We start from the raw sequence: 17,897 nt of genomic DNA, 5'->3' as shown, positions 1-17,897 counted from the left end.
GGCCCCTTGAAGCTGGCGACCTCGGGAGCCCACATGTACACACTCGACGACCTGCTGCACCTCATGGCCCGTTTGCGCGACCCGCAGTACGGCTGCCCGTGGGACTTGAAGCAGACCTACGCCAGTATCGTGCCGCACACCCTGGAAGAAGCCTACGAAGTGGCCGACGCCATCGAGCGCGGCGATTTCGCTCATCTGCAGGGTGAGTTGGGCGACCTCATGTTCCAGGTGGTGTTCTATGCCCAACTGGCCCGGGAGGAGGGGCGCTTCGACTTCAATGCGGTGGTCGATGGCATCACCCGCAAGCTGCTGCGCCGCCATCCCCACGTGTTTCCCACCGGCGACCTGCATGCTGCACCGGAAGCCCCGCGCCTGAGCGAAAGCGAGATCAATCGCCGCTGGGACGAAATCAAGGCCCAGGAGCGCGCTGAGCAGGCCACTGCCCCCGAACAGCTTTCCCTGCTCGATGACGTGCCGAGCGCGTTGCCGGCGTTGTCGCGGGCCAGCAAGCTGCAGAAGCGCGCCGCTCAGGTGGGCTTCGACTGGCCGGAGGCGCTGCCGGTGGTCGACAAGGTCCGCGAGGAACTCGACGAAGTGCTGGAGGCCATGGCTGGCGGTGCAACGGCTGAGATGGCCGAGGAAATCGGCGATCTGCTGTTTTCGGTGGTCAATCTGGCCCGGCACCTTAAAGTCGACCCGGAAACTGCGCTACGCTCCGCCAACGGCAAGTTCGACCGGCGTTTTCGTTTCATCGAGTCGGTGGTGCGTGACCAGGGGCGGGCTCTCGAAGGCTGCAGCCTGGAAGAACTCGACGCCCTGTGGGGCGAAGCCAAACGACAGGAAAAGAACCCCGCCGCCTGCGGTTGACCGAACTGCAAGCGGCTGTACTGTATCAAGCGAGTAGACAATGAGCCTTTCCCTACGCGACCAGCTGCTCAAGGCTGGCCTGGTCAACGAAAAGCAGGCCAAACAGGTCAGCAAAGCCAAGCAGAAAGAACAGCGTCTGGCCCACAAGGGGCAGATCGAGATCGACGACTCGCAGAAGCGCGCCGCCCAGGAAGCCATGGCCGAAAAGGCCAAGCGCGACCAGGAACTCAATCGCCAGCAGCAGGAGAAGGTCGAGGCCAAGGCGCGCGCTGCGCAGATCAAGCAGTTGATCGAAGTGTCGCGCCTGCCCAAGATCAACAGCGAGGATTACTACAACTTCGTCGATGACAAGAAGGTCAAGCGCATTGCGGTGAATGCCTTGATGCGTAACAAGCTGAGCAGCGGCTCGCTGGCCATCGTGCATCACGGTGGCGGCTACGAGATCATCCCTCGCGAAGCGGCGCTGAAGATCCAGGAACGCGACCCGAAGCGTATCGTGCTGCTCAATACACCTACCGAGGCCCCGGATGCCGACGATCCGTATGCGGCCTACCAGATTCCAGACGATCTGATGTGGTAACCACCTCGCCAGAAGCGCGCTGAACCTTTAGGGGCGACTGCTACCGCGAAGCTCTTCGCGGCTGCAGTCGCCCCTTTGAATTGCTGGCAGGGCCGGGGCCCTGCGCACGCAGCAGAATTCAGCGATGTTCGGCGTGGGCTTGATTCTCCTGCGCTTCGAGTTCTTCTTTGTAGCGCTGCGCGTCGGCTTCTTCGTGGAACATTCCGACCAACTGGTCCTGCTGGCGCACATCCCAGATATGGATGCCGTGGCCGATGGCCTCATGAGAGAGGTGGGCTTCGTCGCGTTCAGTCACTGTTACGGTCATGGTGTGATCTCCCGATTCTGATAACTGCGGCGAGATGTCGCAGGCCTTTTTTATAGTTTTTATTAGCTTGCTAAGTAAATAGCCTCATAAAGTTCCCAGCCCGCCCGAAAGGCTGGACGCCTTGAATGACAAGGCCTTGAGCCACTATGAATGTTTCTTCATGTTTCATGAATCCGCTTCCCGCTCGCTGCGGCACTGGCGCCTGCTTTCCTTGCGCCCACAAAAAAGCCCCTGGTATCGCTACCAGGGGCTTTTCACTGCTATCCCGGTTTAGCGGCCTTTGACCGGCTTGCCGTTCACCGTACCGTCCTGGAGCATGATGTTGTACTCCTTGCCGTCGGTCTCGACCTGTTGCAGGCGCACCAGCAGGTAGTCCCAGTCCTTGGCGAACCAGAGCACGGTGATGCGCTTGCTCTGCGTGGGGTCACGGACCCGCTCGACCTTGATCGCGTCGATCTGGCCGGCCTTGGTGGACACGGTTTCCGAGCCCAGTACGCGGAAGTCGTAGGTGTCCAGTTCGTCACCGTCGACCACTTGGTAGCTCATGCTTTTCTTGCCGGCGGCCACGTCATGCTGCAGGGCCAGCTGGTAAGTGGATTTGTCCAGCACGCCGCGGTTGATCGGCAGCTTGATCGCGTCGCCGCGGTCGCTGCCGGTCACCACCTTGTTGGTCCAGTCGAAGGCCAGGTCGACCTTTTTCGACTTGCCCAGGCCACTGCGCTCGAAGCTGTAGGTCTGGGGCACCATCACGTCCTTGTCGACCTTCAGGGTGCTCGACTCGGTGAGGCTGGCGATGACCATGGAAGCCTTGAAGTTGAGGTTCCAGGTGCCGTTGGGGCCGGCTTCCAGGCTGCGCTCGGCGGTGCCGCTCATGGGCAGCTGCTTCCAGTCGGCGGTGTAGCTGGCGGAGAACGGCTGAAGGTCGGCTGCCTGGGCAACAGGCAGGGCGAGCAGGGCGAAAGCGAAGAGCAGTGCGCGACGCATGGGATCTCCTAGTTTCGAATCAGGTGGCCGCTGGCCGGAAGCAACTGGCCATCCAGGCGTGCGCCCTGTTCATCGAGGCGCAGACGGCCTTCGGCGAACCAGCGAATGGCCAGTGGGTAAATCCGGTGTTCCTGGGCGTGGACACGTTGTGCCAGGCTGGCGGGCGAATCATGCAACTCTACCGAAATCACTGACTGTACGACCAGTGGTCCGCCGTCGAGTTCCTCGGTGACGAAGTGCACGCTGCAGCCGTGCTCCCGGTCGCCAGCTTCCAGGGCGCGCTGGTGGGTATGCAGGCCCTTGTAGCGCGGCAGCAGCGAAGGGTGGATGTTCAGCAGGCGGCCCTGGTAGTGGCTGACGAAGCCGGCGCTGAGAATGCGCATGAAACCGGCCAGCACCACCAGGTCGGGGGCGAAATCGTCGATCAGCGCCATCAGCGCCGCGTCGAAGGCTTCGCGGCCATCGAACGTCGCGTGCTCCAGCACGCGGGTTTCGATGCCGGCGTCCCGCGCGCGTTGCAGCCCCAGGGCGTCGGCGCGGTTGGAAATCACCGCGCGAATGCGCGCCGGGCTGTCGCTGTCCTTGAAACTGTCGATCATGGCCTGCAGGTTGCTGCCGGTACCCGACAGCAACACCACGACATTGCAGGGCGTCTGGGTCGAAGCCGGCATCAATGCGCCTTGAGGTTGTTCAGCTCGACTTGCGCGGCGCCTTCGGCAGCGGCGCCGATCTGGCCGATCACCCACGGCTGTTCGCCGGCTTCACGCAGCACGTTCAGAGCCTGTTCCACTTGGTCCTGCGCCACGCAGATGACCATGCCGACGCCGCAGTTCAGCACGCGGTGCATTTCGTGCTCGTCGACGTTGCCTTTTTCCTGCAGCCAGTCGAACACCGCCGGGCGCTCCCAGCTGGCGACATCGATGACCGCCTGGGCGCCGGCTGGCAGTACCCGCGGGATGTTGTCCAGCAGGCCGCCACCGGTGATGTGGGCCATGGCCTTCACTGCGCCGGTTTCCTTGATCAGCTTGAGCAGCGGCTTGACGTAGATGCGCGTCGGGGCCATCAGCAGGTCGGCCAGTGGCTTGCCGCCCAGTTGGGTGCTTTCGATGTCGGCACCAGAGACTTCGATGATCTTGCGGATCAGCGAGTAGCCGTTGGAGTGCGGGCCGGAGGAGGGCAGGGCGATCAGTGCGTCACCGGTGGCGACCTTCGAGCCGTCGATGATCTCGGCCTTTTCCACCACACCTACGCAGAAGCCGGCCAGGTCGTAGTCTTCGCCTTCGTACATGCCTGGCATCTCGGCGGTCTCGCCACCCACCAGGGAGCAGCCAGCCAGTTCGCAGCCAGCGCCGATGCCGGTGACCACGGTGGCGGCGACGTCGACATTCAGTTTGCCGGTGGCGTAGTAGTCGAGGAAGAACAGCGGCTCGGCACCGCACACCACCAGGTCATTGACGCACATGGCGACCAGGTCCTGGCCGATGCTGTCGTGCTTGTTCAGGTTCAGCGCCAGACGCAGCTTGGTGCCTACGCCGTCGGTGCCGGAGACCAGTACCGGCTGCTTGTAGCCGGCGGGGATTTCGCAGAGCGCGCCGAAACCTCCCAGGCCGCCCATGACTTCAGGGCGCGCAGTGCGCTTGGCCACGCCTTTGATGCGTTCGACCAATGCTTCACCGGCGTCGATGTCCACACCGGCGTCTTTGTAGCTCAGGGAGGGTTGCTTGCTCATAAAAAATCCAGGCCTTTAGGGGGGATTCGGAAAGAGAATCGACCGCTGCGGTCGGGTCCGGGCCAGTGGCGCGGTAATGCGCTGCACTGTTTCGGAACCGGTACCATGGTCGGTCTGCGAAGGCGCGCGATTTTAGCAGGCTTGCCGCGCTGGAGCCATCCTTGGCCCGACGGGCAGGGGCTGGCGCACATGAAAGCCGGGGTATGTACAGGCCGGCGCTCTGTACAATCGCGACCCGAATGTGAATGATTGGGCGCATGCTGCTGTCTAGAGCCTGCTTTCTTTCCTTTCAGGACCTGCCCATGCGTTTTTCCAGATTCCTCTTCCTCGGCTGCCTGAGCCTGGCGAGCCTGCCGGTTTTCGCGCAGACCGTGAATGACCTCTACCAAGTACGCGAACCGGTGAGCAGCCAGTCGCCGGACGAGCGCGAGCGCGCTACCCAGGCAGCGCTGCAGACGCTGGTGGGACGTCTCACCGGTAGCACCAAGGCCGCCGAGGGCGCGGCACTGGCCGACGTGCGCAAGAACCCGCAACAGATCATCAGCCAGTACGGCTACGAGGCCGGGCCGCCGCAGACCCTGCTGGTGGACTTCGACCCGGCCAGCACCGACCGCAGCCTGCGCCAGGCCGGGCTGCCGATCTGGGGCAGCAACCGCCCGAGCATGATCGGCTGGTGGCTGATTGATTCCACCGAAGGTTCCAACCTGGTCGGCGACGGCCAGCCTGCTGCCGAGCCGCTGCGCCGCGCAGCCCAGCACCGTGGGTTGCCTCTGCACCTGCCATTGGCAGACCTCTCCGAGCAGAGCGTGGCGAACGCCAAGAGCCTTTCCGCTGCGGACCCTGCCGAACTCAAACAAGCCTCCGAGCGCTACGGCACCGATGCCATCCTGGCGGTGCATGCCCGTGAAGACGCTGGCAAGTGGCAAGGTGAATGGCGGCTCTGGCTGGGTGACCAGCGCGAGCAGGGCAAGGCTACGGCCGATACCTCTGAAGCCCTGGCCGATGCGGTGCTGCTCGCGGTGAGCGAGCGCCTTGCACCGCGCTTCGCGGTCAAGCCCGGCAGCAGTGCCAGCAGTCAGACGCTTCAGGTGCAAGGCATGAACCTGGAGCGCTACGCGCAGCTGATGCGCCTGCTGGAGCCCTTCGGTGGCAAATTGCTGCTGGTCGAGGGCGACAAGGCCAGCTTCGAGGTCGGTGCCAGTGCCGAGCAGTTGCGCAGCCAACTGTCCCTGGCCCACCTGCAGGAAGTACCCGCCAGTGAGGCCGCCCCGGTTAATGCCGCCGCCACCCCGCAGGCGCCAGGCGCCCCCGTACCTGCCGCAAGCAACACGCTGTATTTCCGCTGGTGATCCGGCGGTGCTGAGCCGGTGTCGCCTGTTGCGGCACTGGCTGCCTGTGCAAGGCCGTCCAGGCCTTGGTTCAAGGGACATCCGATGCAAGGAACATCATGACCGACACTAAACGCTGGTACTGGCTGGGCGGCGCGGCGCTGCTGGTCGCCTTCATCTTTCTGCTGCACCCGATCCTCATGCCGTTCCTGGTGGCGTTGCTGCTGGCTTACATGGGTGACCCGCTGGTCGATCGCCTGGAGCGTCTGCGCCTGTCCCGCTCCTTGAGCGTGGTGGTGGTATTCGGCCTGTTCACCCTGGTGCTGCTGGCCTTGCTGCTGATTCTGGTGCCGATGCTGGTCAAGCAACTGGTGCGCTTGTACGAGCTGGCGCCACAGATCCTCGACTGGCTGCAGCACACCGCCTTGCCCTGGGTACAGGCCAAGTTCGGCCTGGCCGATGGCTTCTGGCGCTTCGACAAGATCAAGGCGGCCCTGGCCGGGCACATCGGCCAGGCTGGGGACATCGTCAGTGTGGTGCTCTCGCAGGCGACGGCGTCGAGCCTGGCGCTGATCGGCTGGCTGGCCAACCTGGTGCTGATTCCGGTGGTGGCCTTCTACCTGCTGCGCGACTGGGACCTGATGATGGCGCGCATCCGCGGCTTGCTGCCGCGTCAGCGTGAGGCGCAGATCGTGCAACTGGCCGGCGAGTGTCATGAGGTGCTGGGGGCGTTCATTCGCGGGCAGCTGCTGGTGATGGTCGGCCTGGGCGTCATCTATGCGGCAGGCCTGATGCTGGTCGGGCTGGAGCTGGGCCTGCTGATCGGCATGATCGCCGGCCTGGCGGCCATCGTGCCGTACATGGGCTTCGTCATCGGCATTGGCTCGGCGCTGATCGCCGGGCTGTTCCAGTTCGGCGGCGACCTCTATCCGATGCTCGGCATCGTCGCGGTGTTCATGGTGGGTCAGGCCCTGGAAGGTATGGTGCTCACGCCGTTGCTGGTCGGTGATCGCATCGGCCTGCACCCGGTGGCAGTGATCTTCGCCATCCTGGCGGGTGGCGAGCTGTTCGGTTTCACCGGCATCCTTCTGGCGCTGCCGGTGGCGGCGGTGATCATGGTGCTGCTGCGCCATCTGCATGCGCTGTACAAGGAATCGCAGATGTATGCCGGCGACCGCGACCCGGAACTTTGAAACCGAATGCTGGCGCGTGCCGACACTGTCGTTGCGGCGATTTCGCAAGCCTTTGATTTTGCTTGAAGTCCGTCGCATTGTGCGGTCCGGCCAGCGGGTATAGACTTTGCTATCTTTGTTCAGAGGTCACCGCTTGCTTCCGGGAAGCGCCCAGCCAGCATGAAACCCGTTCAGCTGCCCCTGAGTGTGCGTCTGCGCGATGACGCCACCTTCATCAATTACTACCCGGGCGCCAATGCAGCGGCGCTCGGCTATGTCGAGCGCCTGTGCGAAGCGGACGCGGGGTGGACCGAAAGTCTCATCTATCTATGGGGCAAGGACGGCGTAGGACGCACCCACCTGTTGCAGGCGGCGTGCCTGCGCTTCAAGCAGCTGGGCGAGCCGGCGGTCTACCTGCCGCTGGCCGAGTTGCTGGAGCAGGGCGTCGAGCTGTTCGACCATCTGGAGCAGTACGAGCTGGTGTGCCTGGACGACCTGCAGGCCATCGCCGGCAAGCCGGACTGGGAAGAAGCGCTGTTCCACCTGTTCAATCGCTTGCGCGACAGTGGCCGACGCCTGTTGATCGCGGCCTCCAAGTCGCCCCGCGAATTGCCCATCAAGTTGCCGGACCTCAAGTCGCGGCTGACCATGGCGCTGGTGTTCCAGATGCGTGGCCTGTCCGATGAAGACAAGCTGCGTGCCCTGCAACTGCGTGCCTCGCGGCGTGGCCTGCACCTCACCGACGAAGTCGGGCACTTCATTCTGACCCGTGGCACGCGCAGCATGAGCGCGCTGTTCGAGCTGCTCGAACGCCTGGACCAGGCCTCGCTGCAAGAAAAGCGCAAGCTGACCATTCCTTTCCTCAAGGAAACCCTGGGTTGGTAGCCGCTACGCCGGACCCGCAACTGATTCGCCAGGCCGCCGCCGCCCTGCGTCATGCGCAGCGCATTCTGGTGATCACCGGGGCCGGGTTGTCGGCCGATTCCGGGTTGCCGACCTATCGTGGTGTCGGGGGGCTCTACAACGGCCATACCGACGATGGCCTGCCTATCGAGATGGCGCTGTCCGGGCCGATGCTGCGCCGCGACCCGGCGCTGTGCTGGAAATACATCGCCCAGTTGGGCAAGGCCTGCCTGGCTGGCGAGCCCAACGTCGCCCATTACGCCATCGCCCAGTTGCAGCGCCGCAAGCCCGAGTGCTGGGTGCTGACCCAGAATGTCGACGGCTACCACCGCGCGGCGGGCAGCCCGGTCGAGCGGCTGATCGAGATCCATGGGCAGTTCTGGCCCCTGTACTGCCAGGCATGCAACGCCCAGGAGGCGGAACTGGCCGTGCATCTGGACGGTCCATTACCACCGTTGTGCAAGGCGTGCCGCGGTGTGCTGCGCCCGCCGGTCACGCTGTTTCAGGAAATGCTCCCCGCCGAAGCACTGCGTACCCTGGAGCGTCAGATGACCCTGGGCTTCGACGCGGTGCTGAGCATCGGCACCACGGCGAGCTTTCCTTACATCCACGAGCCCATGCTGCGCACCCGGGTGTCGGGCGGCTTTACCTTGGAAATCAATCCTCAGGCCACCGATCACAGCGCGTCGATGGACATTTTCCTGCAAGGCAGGGCAGCACATGTCATGCCTGAGCTGATAAGTCACATTTAATTCAATAGAATTTGCAAATTGCCATGATAGTGGGCATAGTCTGCGCTCCTCATCATTTCCAGCCACGGTCGTGCCCATGCAGGTTGTTCGCTTCGCACCCCTCGTGCCACTCGCTTTCGTGACTTTCCTGTTCGGTTGCTCCACCCAGTCATCGGTGACCCAGCAGCCCCAGCAGTACCAGAATTCCGTTACCGCCCAGTCCAGCGCCCGTCAGGCGTTGCATGCGCAATCCCGGCAGAGCCTGGAAAGCGAAGAAGAACTGGCCGAGTTCTCCGACGACACCAGCTATCAGTTGCCGCTGCTGGCCGACAGCATCCTCGAACGTGGCAAGTCGCTGATAGGCACCCGCTATCGCTTTGGCGGCAATTCCACCGCCGGTTTCGACTGCAGCGGCTTCATCGGCTATCTGTTCCGCGAAGAGGCCGGCATGAACCTGCCGCGCTCCAGCCGCGAAATGATGAATATCGACGCACCCCAGGTGTCGCGCCGCGACCTCAAGCCAGGCGACCTGCTGTTCTTCAGCACCGCCGGCCGCGGTCGCATCAGCCACGCCGCCATCTACCTGGGTGATGACCAGTTCATCCACTCCAGCAGCCGCCGCAGCGGGGGTGTGAGAATCGACAGCCTGGACGACTCCTACTGGAGCAAGACCTTCGTCGAAGCCAAGCGCGCACTGGCGCTGGTACCGGCAACGGGGGACGCGCAGACCACTGCGATGACCACCACCAGCGTCAAGCCAGCTAACATCAAGCGTCACAAGTAATCTGAACCCGGTCCCTGACCGGGTTTTTTGAATTTCGGCAACAGGCCGCATCCGAAGGGAGTTGTTGTGGTGATGTCGATGACCTTGCGTGTAACCGTGATTTCCCTGGCGGCCTTACTGGGCGCGTGCGCCAGTGCGCCGCCACCGCAGCCCAAGGTCGTGCAGCGCCCCGTCATCATCGCCCCGGCGGTCATGTCTTCTCCTGTCGTTGAAGATGTGCTGTTCCGCGCCCTGGGCCTGGTCGGTACGCCCTATCGCTGGGGTGGCAACACGCCGGATTCCGGGTTCGATTGCAGCGGCCTGATCGCCTACGTGTACCGCGACATGGCCGGTATCAGCCTGCCGCGCTCGACCCGCGACATGATCGTGATGAATGCCCCCAGTGTCAGCCGTGAACAGCTGCAGACCGGTGACCTGGTATTCTTCGCCACCTCGGGCGGCTCGCAGGTGTCCCATGCCGGTATCTATGTCGGCGAAGGGCGCTTCGTGCATGCTCCCGCCACCGGTGGCACGGTCAAGCTGGACAACATCGGCTCGCCTTACTGGCAGAAGGCGTACCTGAACGCCAAGCGCGTGCTGCAGCCTTCGAGCCTGGCGCAGAACGCCCGCTGAGCGCGCAAGCAGTGCGGCTCCGGTCGTAGCGGCATAAGCTGGGAGCTAAGCGGCATGTGCCCCGGTGGGAGCGGCTTTAGCCGCGAAGCGCCAGGAAACTCACTGCATCTGTTGGGAACATGTGGGCGCTTCGCGGCTGAAGCCGCTCCTACCCGGCCTAACTGAACAGTATCGCGGCTGAAGCCGCTCAGGGCCGTACGGGGCCATCTATCACCTAAGGCGCCGATGTCACTCGCCAGATCGTATTGCCCACGTCATCGGCCACCAGCACACCGCCGTGCTTGTCCTGCACTACGCCAACCGGGCGGCCCATGGCCTGGCCTTCTGCGTCGAGAAAGCCGGTCAGCAAATCCAGTGGCTGGCCGGCGGGTCTGCCATCCCTGAACGGAATGAACACCACCTTGTAGCCGCTGTGCGGCTTGCGATTCCATGAGCCATGCTGGCCGACGAACAGGCCTTGGTCGAAGGGCGCGGCCAGGCTCTTGCCGTTGGAGAAGGCCAGGCCCAGCGACGCGGTGTGCGGGCCGACCGCGTAGTCGGGTACAAGGGCCTTGGCCACCTGTGCCGGGTTCTGCGGTGTTACTCGCTGGTCCACGTGCTGGCCATAGTAGCTCCAGGGCCAGCCATAGAAACCGCCGTCCTGCACTGAAGTCACGTAGTCGGGCACCAGGTCGCTGCCGATCTCGTCACGCTCGTTCACGGCCGTCCACAGCTTGCCGGTATGGGGCTCCCAATCCATGCCATTGGGGTTGCGCAGGCCGGTAGCGAACAGGCGCTTCTGGCCGCTGGCCCGGTCCACTTCCCAGATCGCTGCACGGCCCTGTTCCTGATCCAGGCCGTTTTCACCCACGTTGCTGTTGGAGCCCACCGTCACGTACAGCTTGCGGCCGTCCGGGCTGGCGATGACGTTCTTGGTCCAATGGTGGTTGAGCGGCCCGCCGGGTAGTTCGGTGACCAGGGTAGGCGCTGCGCTGATGCGAGTCTGGCCGCTTTCGTAGGGGAAGCTGATCAGCCGGTCGGTGTCGGCCACGTAGAGGGTATGGCCCACCAGCGCCATGCCGAACGGAGAGTTCAGGTTTTCCAGTAGGACCGAGCGGGTGTCGGCCACGCCGTCGTTGTCTTCATCGCGCAACAGGGTAATGCGGTTGGCGCTCGGCACGCCGGCGCCGGCACGCTGCATGATCTTGCTGGCGATCCACTCGCGCAGGCCGCCCGATGACGACGCCTTGGCCGGCGCGTTGGATTCGGCGACCAGCACATCGCCATTGGGCAGCACGTATAGCCAGCGCGGGTGATCCAGGCCATTGGCGAAGGCCACCACTTGGGTGCCGGGTGCGGCGAGCGGTTTTGCCCCCGCCGGCCAGCCGACCGCCGGAGCGATGTTCACGGTGGGGATCAGGGTCTTGTTCGGTTCCGGCAGCCGGGGGCTGGGGCCGGTGCCGTCGGCGACCTGCAAGCGGGCGGTTTCGCCACAGGCTGCCAGGCCGCCCGCGACCAGCAAAGTGAGGATCAGGCGTGGAGCGGATCTGGACATGCTGGACTCCTGGTTCGGCAGCGCCGGAGGGGATGACTGATAGAGGCAGGGCGAGCGGCCAGGTTCAATCCGATACTGTTTGACGCTCCCAGCCCAACACTCTACCCTTCGCGGTTCGTTTCAGGTGCCTTGCAATCATCGATTGGCAAGGTGAAACAGGGAAGCCGGTGGGAAGAGACTTTTTTCGATTCCGGCGCTGCCCCCGCAACGGTAGATGAGCCAACCCCATGCCTTATGCCACTGACGCACGTCGGGAAGGCGCATGGTCGGGCCTAGCCCGGAGAAGCCTCGCGCTTCGCTCATGAGCCCGGAGACCGGCCTGTCACTTATTCACGGCATCACGGCGGGCGATGCTATGCGCAAGGCCGCCGTCTGCCTTGTCGTCCTGTCGTCTGCTTTCGCCTGTGTGACCAGCGGAGAGCTGAGATGAACGAATCCCCCGAGCGCGACGAGCGCCACCTGGCGCGCATGCAGCGCAAGAAAGCCATTATCGACGAACGCATTGCCAACTCGCCCAACGAGTGCGGCCTGCTGCTGGTGCTCAGCGGCAACGGCAAGGGCAAGAGCAGTTCGGCGTTCGGCATGCTGGCCAGGGCCATGGGCCATGGCATGCAGTGCGGCGTGGTGCAGTTCATCAAGGGCCGCAATGCCACCGGCGAAGAGCTGTTCTTCCGGCGCTTTCCCGAGCAGGTGCGCTACCACGTCATGGGTGAGGGCTTTACCTGGGAAACCCAGGACCGCCAGCGTGACATCGCCGCTGCCCAGGCCGCCTGGGAAGTGTCGCGGCAGATGCTCGCCGACCCTGGCGTCAACCTGGTGATCCTCGATGAACTGAACATCGCCCTCAAGCATGGTTACCTGGATCTCGACCAGGTGCTTGCTGACCTGCAGGCCCGCCCGCCGATGCAGCACGTAGTGGTCACCGGGCGCGGCGCCAAGCCTGAGCTGGTCGACCTCGCCGACACCGTGTCGGAGATCGGCATGGTCAAGCACGCCTTCCAGGCTGGTATCCGCGCGCAAAAGGGCATCGAACTGTGAGTGATGCCTCTCGCCAGTGCCCGGCGGTCCTGATCGCCGCACCGGCGTCCGGTCAGGGCAAGACCACCGTCACCGCCGCCCTGGCGCGCCTGCACCGCAATCAGGGCCGCAAGGTCCGAGTGTTCAAGTGCGGCCCGGACTTTCTCGACCCGATGATTCTCGAACGCGCCAGCGGCGCGCCGGTGTACCAGCTCGACCTGTGGATGGTCGGCGCCGGGGAGAGCCGCCGCCTGTTGTGGGAGGCGGCGGCAGAGGCGGACCTGATTCTTATCGAAGGGGTCATGGGGTTGTTCGACGGCACGCCCTCCAGTGCCGATCTGGCGCGGCATTTCGGCGTGCCGGTGCTCGGCGTGATCGACGGCACGGCGATGGCCCAGACCTTCGGCGCCCTTGCCCTGGGCCTGGCGCGCTACCAGCCGGACCTGCCATTCGCCGGGGTACTGGCCAACCGCGTCGGCACCGTGCGTCACGCGCAATTGCTGGAAAACAGCCTGACCGAGGGGCTGCGCTGGTATGGCGCACTGTCCCGCGAGACCGGCATCGAACTGCCCAGCCGCCACCTGGGCCTGGTTCAGGCCAGTGAACTGAACGACCTGGACATGCGTCTGGATGCCGCCGCGCAGGCGCTGGCCAGCACTTGCGAGGTGCCGCTGCCGCCGCCGGTCAGCTTCGCCGCGCCGCCGCTCGAGGCCGCCGAGCCGTTGCTGGCCGGTGTGCGCATTGCCGTGGCGCGCGACGAGGCGTTCGCCTTCACGTATGGCGCCAGCCTCGACCTGCTGCGCGCCATGGGGGCCGAGCTGAGTTTCTTTTCGCCGATCCACGACAGCGCGCTGCCAGAGGCCGACAGCCTCTACCTGCCCGGCGGTTACCCGGAGCTGCATCACCTGGCGCTGCAGGACAACCGGGCGATGCGTGGCGCCATCGCCGCTCACCATGCCGCCGGCAAGCCGCTGCTGGCCGAGTGCGGCGGCATGCTGTACCTGCTCGATGCGCTGACCGATGTCGATGGCACCCGCGCCGAGCTGGTCGGCCTGCTGCCTGGCGAAGCGGTGATGCAGAAACGTCTCGCTGCCCTGGCCCTGCAGGCCGTGGAGCTGCCCGAAGGCCTGCTGCGCGGGCACACCTATCACCATTCGCTGACCAGCACCGAGTTGCAGCCCATCGCCCGCGGTGTCAGCCCCAACGGCGGGCGCGGCGCCGAGGCGGTGTACCGCGTGGGGCGGCTCACCGCCTCTTACGTGCATTTCTACTTTCCGTCCAATCCGCAGGCCGTGGCCGCGCTGTTCCACCCTGACGAGGCGCGCCCATGAGCGACGTGCCGTTCAGTGCCGAAGAACGCGCCGCGGTGTACCGCGTCATTGCCGAGCGCCGTGACATGCGCCACTTCAGCGGCGGCAGCGTGGCGCCCGAGGTGCTGGCCCGTTTGCTGGAGGCCGCGCATCACGCGCCCAGCGTCGGCCTGATGCAGCCCTGGCGGTTCATCCGCATCCGTGACACTCAATTGCGTGGCCGCCTGCAGGCCCTGGTGGAGGACGAGCGGGTACGCACCGCCGAAGCTCTGGGCGAGCGCTCCGACGAGTTCATGAAGCTCAAGGTCGAGGGCATCAGCGATTGCGCCGAAGTGATCGTCGCGGCCTTGATGGACGGTCGCGAGGCCTATGTGTTCGGCCGCCGTACCCTGCCGGAAATGGACATCGCTTCGCTGTCCTGCGCCATCCAGAACCTGTGGCTGGCGGCCCGTGCCGAAGGCCTGGGCATGGGCTGGGTGTCGCTGTTCGACCCGCAGGCGCTGGCCGACCTGCTGGGTATGCCCGACGGTGCGCGGCCCCTGGCGATTCTCTGCCTGGGGCCGGTGCAGGGGTTCTACCCGGCGCCCATGCTGGTGCTCGAAGGCTGGGCGCAGGCGCGCCCGCTGGAACAACTGGTATATGACAACCAATGGGGAGTGCAGCCATGAGTGTGGCGTTGTTGAGCGTGGCGGGCGTGGCGCTGGATGCGCTGCTCGGCGAACCGAAACGCTCGCATCCGCTGGTTGCGTTCGGCAATTATGCCGGGCGTATCGAACAACGCTTCAACGCCGGCGGGCGCGGCTGGCGCAGCCACGGCGTGACGGCCTGGGTGCTGGCGGTGTTGCCGCTGACCCTACTGGTCACCCTGCTGAGCTGGCTGCCTTATCTAGGCACCCTGGTGGAAATCCTTGCCCTGTACTGTGCCCTGGGCCTGCGCAGTCTTGGCGAGCACGTGATGCCGGTGGCTGCTGCACTGCGCGGTGGCGACCTCGCTGAAGCGCGGCGACGGGTCAGCTACCTGGTCAGCCGCAAGACCGACGACCTGGAGGCCAACGGCGTGGCGCGGGCGGCCACCGAGTCGGTGCTGGAGAACGGCAGCGATGCGGTGTTCGCTGCGCTGTTCTGGTTCGTGGTCGCCGGCGCTCCGGGCGTGGTGCTGTATCGCCTGAGCAATACCCTGGATGCCATGTGGGGCTACCGCAACGAACGTTTCGAACGCTTCGGCTGGGCAGCGGCGAAGATCGACGACCTGCTCAACTATATTCCGGCGCGGCTGGTGGTGCTGACCTACGCCGTGCTGGGCCATACCCGCGGTGCGCTGCGCTGCTGGCGCAGTCAGGGGCCGACCTGGGACAGCCCGAATGCCGGCCCGGTGATGGCGGCCGGTGCCGGGTCCCTGCAGGTGCAACTCGGTGGTGCGGCGATCTATCACGGCGAGTTGCACGAGCGCCCGGCGCTGGGCGAAGGTCGGCCAGCCGATGCCCAAGCCATCGAGGCCGGCTGGCAACTGGTGCAGCGCGGTGTGTGGCTGTGGCTGCTGGTCCTTTGTCTGGGAGGTGCGTTCTATGCTTGAGCATGGTGGCCGGCTGCGCGCCGCCGCGCAGCGCTATGGGATTGCTCAAGCGCAATGGCTCGACCTGTCGACCGGCATCGCGCCCTGGGCCTGGCCGATTCCGCCAATCGAAGCGCGCGACTGGGCGCGCCTGCCGGAAACCGATGACGGTCTGGAAGCCGCCGCCTGTGCCTACTACGGTGCCGCACAACTGCTGCCGGTAGCCGGTTCCCAGGCGGCGATCCAGGCCCTGCCGCGCTTGCGCGGCACCGGCAGGGTCGGGGTGTTGTCGCCGTGCTATGCCGAGCACGCGCATGCCTGGCGCAAGCACGGTTTTCTGGTGCGCGAAGTGCTCGAACCTGAGGTCGAGCATTTCCTCGAAACCCTGGACGTACTGGTGGTGGTCAACCCCAACAACCCCACTGGCCGCCTGCTGCCGACCGAGCGCCTGCTGGAGTGGCATGCGCGCCTGGCCGAGCGCGGTGGCTGGCTGGTGGTCGACGAAGCCTTCATGGATAACACCCCGACCCTCAGCCTGGCCGCCGAGACCGGGCGCAGCGGGCTGATCGTGCTGCGCTCGTTCGGCAAGTTCTTCGGCCTGGCCGGGGTGCGTCTGGGTTTCGTGCTGGCCGAGCCTGGCCTGCTCAAGGCCCTGGCCAGCGAGCTAGGTCCCTGGACGGTCAGCGGCCCGAGCCGCAAGGTCGGCTTGGCCTGTCTCAGCGACCGCGAGGGCCAGCAACGCCAGCGTGAGCGTACCGAACAGGCTGCCGCCCGCTTGCAGGCGTTGCTGACGGCCCACGGGCTGCCACCCGATGGCGGTTGCGCACTCTTCCAGCGCTGCGTGACCGACCAGGCGGCGGCGCTTTACCAATTCGCGGCGCAGCGCGGTGTGCTGCTGCGCCTGTTCAGCGGCGAGGGTGCGCAGAGCAGCCTGCGCTTCGGCCTGCCTGCCAGCGAAGCGGACTGGCAGCGCCTGGAAAGCCTGTTGCTCGACTACCGCAAGGACCTTCGATGACCACCCTCATGGTGCAGGGCACCACTTCCGATGCCGGCAAGAGCACCCTGGTGACCGGCCTGTGCCGCTGGCTGCGTCGCCAGGGCGTCAGCGTGGTGCCGTTCAAGCCGCAGAACATGGCACTCAACAGTGCCGTCACCGCCGACGGCGGTGAAATCGGCCGCGCCCAGGCGGTGCAGGCCCAGGCCAGTGGTTTGGTACCGCACACCGACATGAACCCGGTGCTGCTCAAGCCCAACACCGACACCGGTTCGCAGGTGATCATCCACGGTCGAGCCGTGACCACCATGAATGCCGTGGCCTACCACGGCTACAAGGCCATCGCCATGCAGGCGGTGCTGGAGTCGCACCAGCGCCTGCGCGACGCCTACCAGGTGGTGATGGTCGAAGGTGCCGGCTCGCCGGCGGAGATCAACCTGCGCGACAACGATATCGCCAACATGGGTTTCGCCGAGGCGGCGGATTGCCCGGTGCTGCTGATCGCCGACATCAACCGTGGCGGGGTCTTTGCCCATCTGGTCGGTACACTCGAGCTGCTGTCGCCCAGCGAGCAGGCGCGGGTCAAGGGCTTCATCATCAATCGCTTCCGGGGCGATGTCGCCCTGCTGCAACCCGGCCTGGACTGGCTGGAGCAGCGCACCGGCAAACCGGTGGTCGGCGTGCTGCCGTACCTGATGGACTTGCATCTGGAGGCCGAGGATGGCCTGGACCGTCGTCAGGGCGACAAGGCCGGGCAGTTGCTGCGTGTGGTGGTGCCGGTGTTGCCGCGTATCAGCAACCATACCGATTTCGATCCTTTGCGCCTGCATCCGCAGGTCGACCTGCAGTTCGTCGGGCCTGGTCAGCCGATCCCCCCCGCTGACCTGATCATCCTGCCGGGCTCCAAGAGCGTGCGCAGTGACCTGGCCTACCTGCGCGCCAACGGCTGGGAGACGGCCATCACCCGCCACCTGCGCTATGGCGGCAAGCTGCTGGGCATTTGCGGCGGCCTGCAGATGCTTGGCCAGCAGGTCCACGACCCGCTAGGCCTGGAGGGCGCGCCGGGCTGCAGCGACGGCTTCGGCCTGTTGGCGCTGAGCACCGTGCTGGAGGCCGAGAAGCAACTGCGCAACGTGCGCGGCCGGCTGGACCTGGAGGGCGCCGAGGTCAGCGGTTACGAAATTCACGCCGGGGTCACGTCCGGGGCGGCCCTGGAGAATCCGGCGGTGCGCTTGGACGACGGTCGTTGCGACGGTGCGCAGAGCACCGATGGTCAAGTGCTGGGTACCTACCTGCACGGGCTGTTCGAGTCGCCCGCCGCCTGTGGTGCCTTGCTGCGCTGGGCCGGGCTTGAGGATGTGCAAAGCGTCGATTACCACGCCTTGCGTGAGCGCGACATCGAGCGCCTGGCCGACCTGGTGGACCAGCATCTGGACGGCACGCTGCTGCGCCAGCTGTGTGGCCTGGATGCATCTGATAGGGAAGCGCGCTGA

19 protein-coding genes and 1 riboswitch are annotated in these 17,897 nt (G+C 65.3%); of the genes, 14 read left to right on the top strand and 5 right to left on the bottom strand.

Annotated features, from left to right (window positions below):
• Positions 1-33: 33 nt before the first annotated feature.
• Both mazG and RRX38_RS09835 read left to right on the top strand, forming a co-directional pair.
• Positions 34-867: a nucleoside triphosphate pyrophosphohydrolase gene (mazG, locus tag RRX38_RS09840; RefSeq protein WP_315962373.1), complete on the top strand. Its 834-nt coding sequence runs from the start codon at positions 34-36 to the stop codon at positions 865-867.
• A gap of 40 nt (positions 868-907) precedes the next feature.
• Positions 908-1,447 carry a DUF2058 domain-containing protein gene (locus RRX38_RS09835; protein WP_295470786.1) on the top strand — a complete coding sequence of 180 codons (540 nt, stop codon included), beginning with the start codon at positions 908-910 and terminating at the stop codon, positions 1,445-1,447.
• 118 nt (positions 1,448-1,565) lie between these two features.
• Here the strand turns inward: RRX38_RS09835 and RRX38_RS09830 are convergent, their stop codons facing one another.
• The 4 genes from RRX38_RS09830 to purM form a co-directional block, all read right to left on the bottom strand.
• Positions 1,566-1,754, bottom strand: coding sequence for a DUF3110 domain-containing protein (locus tag RRX38_RS09830; RefSeq protein WP_315962372.1), 189 nt, complete (start codon positions 1,752-1,754; stop codon positions 1,566-1,568).
• A 270-nt stretch (positions 1,755-2,024) separates the two neighbouring features.
• Positions 2,025-2,738 carry a DUF3108 domain-containing protein gene (locus tag RRX38_RS09825; protein ID WP_315962371.1) on the bottom strand — a complete coding sequence of 238 codons (714 nt, stop codon included), beginning with the start codon at positions 2,736-2,738 and terminating at the stop codon, positions 2,025-2,027.
• A gap of 8 nt (positions 2,739-2,746) precedes the next feature.
• Positions 2,747-3,409, bottom strand: a complete 663-nt coding sequence (purN, locus tag RRX38_RS09820) for a phosphoribosylglycinamide formyltransferase (RefSeq protein WP_295470781.1) — start codon at positions 3,407-3,409, stop codon at positions 2,747-2,749.
• Positions 3,409-4,467 (bottom strand): phosphoribosylformylglycinamidine cyclo-ligase, encoded by a 1,059-nt coding sequence (purM, locus tag RRX38_RS09815; RefSeq protein WP_315962370.1) that lies wholly within the window; start codon positions 4,465-4,467, stop codon positions 3,409-3,411. Before purM ends, purN begins: the two co-directional genes overlap by 1 nt.
• Before the next feature lie 302 nt (positions 4,468-4,769).
• Between purM and RRX38_RS09810 the strand changes: the two genes are divergently transcribed.
• The 6 genes from RRX38_RS09810 (at position 4,770) to RRX38_RS09785 (ending at position 9,997) form a co-directional block, all read left to right on the top strand.
• Complete coding sequence (locus RRX38_RS09810) at positions 4,770-5,816, top strand: DUF2066 domain-containing protein (protein WP_315962369.1); 1,047 nt, start codon at positions 4,770-4,772, stop codon at positions 5,814-5,816.
• Positions 5,817-5,914: 98 nt separating this feature from the next.
• Positions 5,915-6,988: an AI-2E family transporter gene (locus RRX38_RS09805; protein ID WP_315962368.1), complete on the top strand. Its 1,074-nt coding sequence runs from the start codon at positions 5,915-5,917 to the stop codon at positions 6,986-6,988.
• Positions 6,989-7,147: 159 nt separating this feature from the next.
• On the top strand, positions 7,148-7,852 hold the full coding sequence (gene hda, locus RRX38_RS09800; RefSeq protein ID WP_295470773.1) for a DnaA regulatory inactivator Hda: 705 nt from the start codon (positions 7,148-7,150) through the stop codon (positions 7,850-7,852).
• Complete coding sequence (locus RRX38_RS09795; protein WP_315962367.1) at positions 7,846-8,622, top strand: NAD-dependent deacylase; 777 nt, start codon at positions 7,846-7,848, stop codon at positions 8,620-8,622. The genes hda and RRX38_RS09795 overlap by 7 nt, the downstream gene beginning before the upstream one ends.
• A 76-nt stretch (positions 8,623-8,698) precedes the next feature.
• Positions 8,699-9,385, top strand: coding sequence for a C40 family peptidase (locus RRX38_RS09790; RefSeq protein ID WP_295470770.1), 687 nt, complete (start codon positions 8,699-8,701; stop codon positions 9,383-9,385).
• 72 nt (positions 9,386-9,457) lie between these two features.
• Complete coding sequence (locus RRX38_RS09785; RefSeq protein ID WP_295470768.1) at positions 9,458-9,997, top strand: C40 family peptidase; 540 nt, start codon at positions 9,458-9,460, stop codon at positions 9,995-9,997.
• Positions 9,998-10,211: 214 nt separating this feature from the next.
• On the opposite strand, the gene RRX38_RS09780 is transcribed toward RRX38_RS09785, so the two are convergent.
• Positions 10,212-11,531, bottom strand: a complete 1,320-nt coding sequence (locus RRX38_RS09780; protein WP_315962366.1) for a sorbosone dehydrogenase family protein — start codon at positions 11,529-11,531, stop codon at positions 10,212-10,214.
• A 105-nt stretch (positions 11,532-11,636) separates the two neighbouring features.
• A riboswitch (cobalamin riboswitch) is annotated at positions 11,637-11,869 on the top strand.
• Between the two features lie 88 nt (positions 11,870-11,957).
• On the opposite strand from RRX38_RS09780, the gene cobO reads away from it, so the two are divergent.
• The 6 genes from cobO to RRX38_RS09750 are packed head-to-tail and all read left to right on the top strand — an operon-like array spanning position 11,958 to position 17,897.
• A complete protein-coding gene (cobO, locus tag RRX38_RS09775; protein ID WP_295470765.1) occupies positions 11,958-12,569 on the top strand; it encodes a cob(I)yrinic acid a,c-diamide adenosyltransferase in 612 nt (203 codons plus the stop codon).
• Positions 12,566-13,879, top strand: a complete 1,314-nt coding sequence (locus RRX38_RS09770; protein ID WP_295470763.1) for a cobyrinate a,c-diamide synthase — start codon at positions 12,566-12,568, stop codon at positions 13,877-13,879. The genes cobO and RRX38_RS09770 overlap by 4 nt, the downstream gene beginning before the upstream one ends.
• Positions 13,876-14,526, top strand: coding sequence for a 5,6-dimethylbenzimidazole synthase (bluB, locus tag RRX38_RS09765; RefSeq protein WP_295470761.1), 651 nt, complete (start codon positions 13,876-13,878; stop codon positions 14,524-14,526). Before RRX38_RS09770 ends, bluB begins: the two co-directional genes overlap by 4 nt.
• Positions 14,523-15,431: an adenosylcobinamide-phosphate synthase CbiB gene (gene cbiB / locus RRX38_RS09760; RefSeq protein ID WP_295470759.1), complete on the top strand. Its 909-nt coding sequence runs from the start codon at positions 14,523-14,525 to the stop codon at positions 15,429-15,431. Before bluB ends, cbiB begins: the two co-directional genes overlap by 4 nt.
• Positions 15,424-16,425 carry a threonine-phosphate decarboxylase CobD gene (gene cobD / locus RRX38_RS09755; RefSeq protein WP_295470757.1) on the top strand — a complete coding sequence of 334 codons (1,002 nt, stop codon included), beginning with the start codon at positions 15,424-15,426 and terminating at the stop codon, positions 16,423-16,425. Before cbiB ends, cobD begins: the two co-directional genes overlap by 8 nt.
• A complete protein-coding gene (locus RRX38_RS09750; RefSeq protein ID WP_315962365.1) occupies positions 16,422-17,897 on the top strand; it encodes a cobyric acid synthase in 1,476 nt (491 codons plus the stop codon). Before cobD ends, RRX38_RS09750 begins: the two co-directional genes overlap by 4 nt.

Origin of the sequence: Pseudomonas sp. DTU_2021_1001937_2_SI_NGA_ILE_001, assembly GCF_032463525.1 — a bacterium.
GTDB lineage: Bacteria > Pseudomonadota > Gammaproteobacteria > Pseudomonadales > Pseudomonadaceae > Aquipseudomonas.
The sequence above is the reverse complement of the archived record's forward strand: the minus strand, read 5'-3'. Positions and strand labels throughout refer to the sequence as shown.

Bases quoted from the DNA above. Each gene is read 5' to 3' on its own strand.
- RRX38_RS09805 (WP_315962368.1), top strand. From the start codon at position 5,915: ATGACCGACACTAAACGCTGGTACTGGCTGGGCGGCGCGGCGCTGCTG.
- cbiB (WP_295470759.1), top strand. From the start codon at position 14,523: ATGAGTGTGGCGTTGTTGAGCGTGGCGGGCGTGGCGCTGGATGCGCTG.
- purN (WP_295470781.1), bottom strand. From the start codon at position 3,409: ATGCCGGCTTCGACCCAGACGCCCTGCAATGTCGTGGTGTTGCTGTCG.
- hda (WP_295470773.1), top strand. From the start codon at position 7,148: ATGAAACCCGTTCAGCTGCCCCTGAGTGTGCGTCTGCGCGATGACGCC.
- purM (WP_315962370.1), bottom strand. From the start codon at position 4,467: ATGAGCAAGCAACCCTCCCTGAGCTACAAAGACGCCGGTGTGGACATC.
- RRX38_RS09780 (WP_315962366.1), bottom strand. From the start codon at position 11,531: ATGTCCAGATCCGCTCCACGCCTGATCCTCACTTTGCTGGTCGCGGGC.
- RRX38_RS09790 (WP_295470770.1), top strand. From the start codon at position 8,699: ATGCAGGTTGTTCGCTTCGCACCCCTCGTGCCACTCGCTTTCGTGACT.
- RRX38_RS09830 (WP_315962372.1), bottom strand. From the start codon at position 1,754: ATGACCGTAACAGTGACTGAACGCGACGAAGCCCACCTCTCTCATGAG.
- mazG (WP_315962373.1), top strand. From the start codon at position 34: ATGTACACACTCGACGACCTGCTGCACCTCATGGCCCGTTTGCGCGAC.
- RRX38_RS09810 (WP_315962369.1), top strand. From the start codon at position 4,770: ATGCGTTTTTCCAGATTCCTCTTCCTCGGCTGCCTGAGCCTGGCGAGC.
- RRX38_RS09785 (WP_295470768.1), top strand. From the start codon at position 9,458: ATGTCGATGACCTTGCGTGTAACCGTGATTTCCCTGGCGGCCTTACTG.
- cobO (WP_295470765.1), top strand. From the start codon at position 11,958: ATGAACGAATCCCCCGAGCGCGACGAGCGCCACCTGGCGCGCATGCAG.
- RRX38_RS09835 (WP_295470786.1), top strand. From the start codon at position 908: ATGAGCCTTTCCCTACGCGACCAGCTGCTCAAGGCTGGCCTGGTCAAC.
- cobD (WP_295470757.1), top strand. From the start codon at position 15,424: ATGCTTGAGCATGGTGGCCGGCTGCGCGCCGCCGCGCAGCGCTATGGG.
- RRX38_RS09750 (WP_315962365.1), top strand. From the start codon at position 16,422: ATGACCACCCTCATGGTGCAGGGCACCACTTCCGATGCCGGCAAGAGC.
- RRX38_RS09825 (WP_315962371.1), bottom strand. From the start codon at position 2,738: ATGCGTCGCGCACTGCTCTTCGCTTTCGCCCTGCTCGCCCTGCCTGTT.
- bluB (WP_295470761.1), top strand. From the start codon at position 13,876: ATGAGCGACGTGCCGTTCAGTGCCGAAGAACGCGCCGCGGTGTACCGC.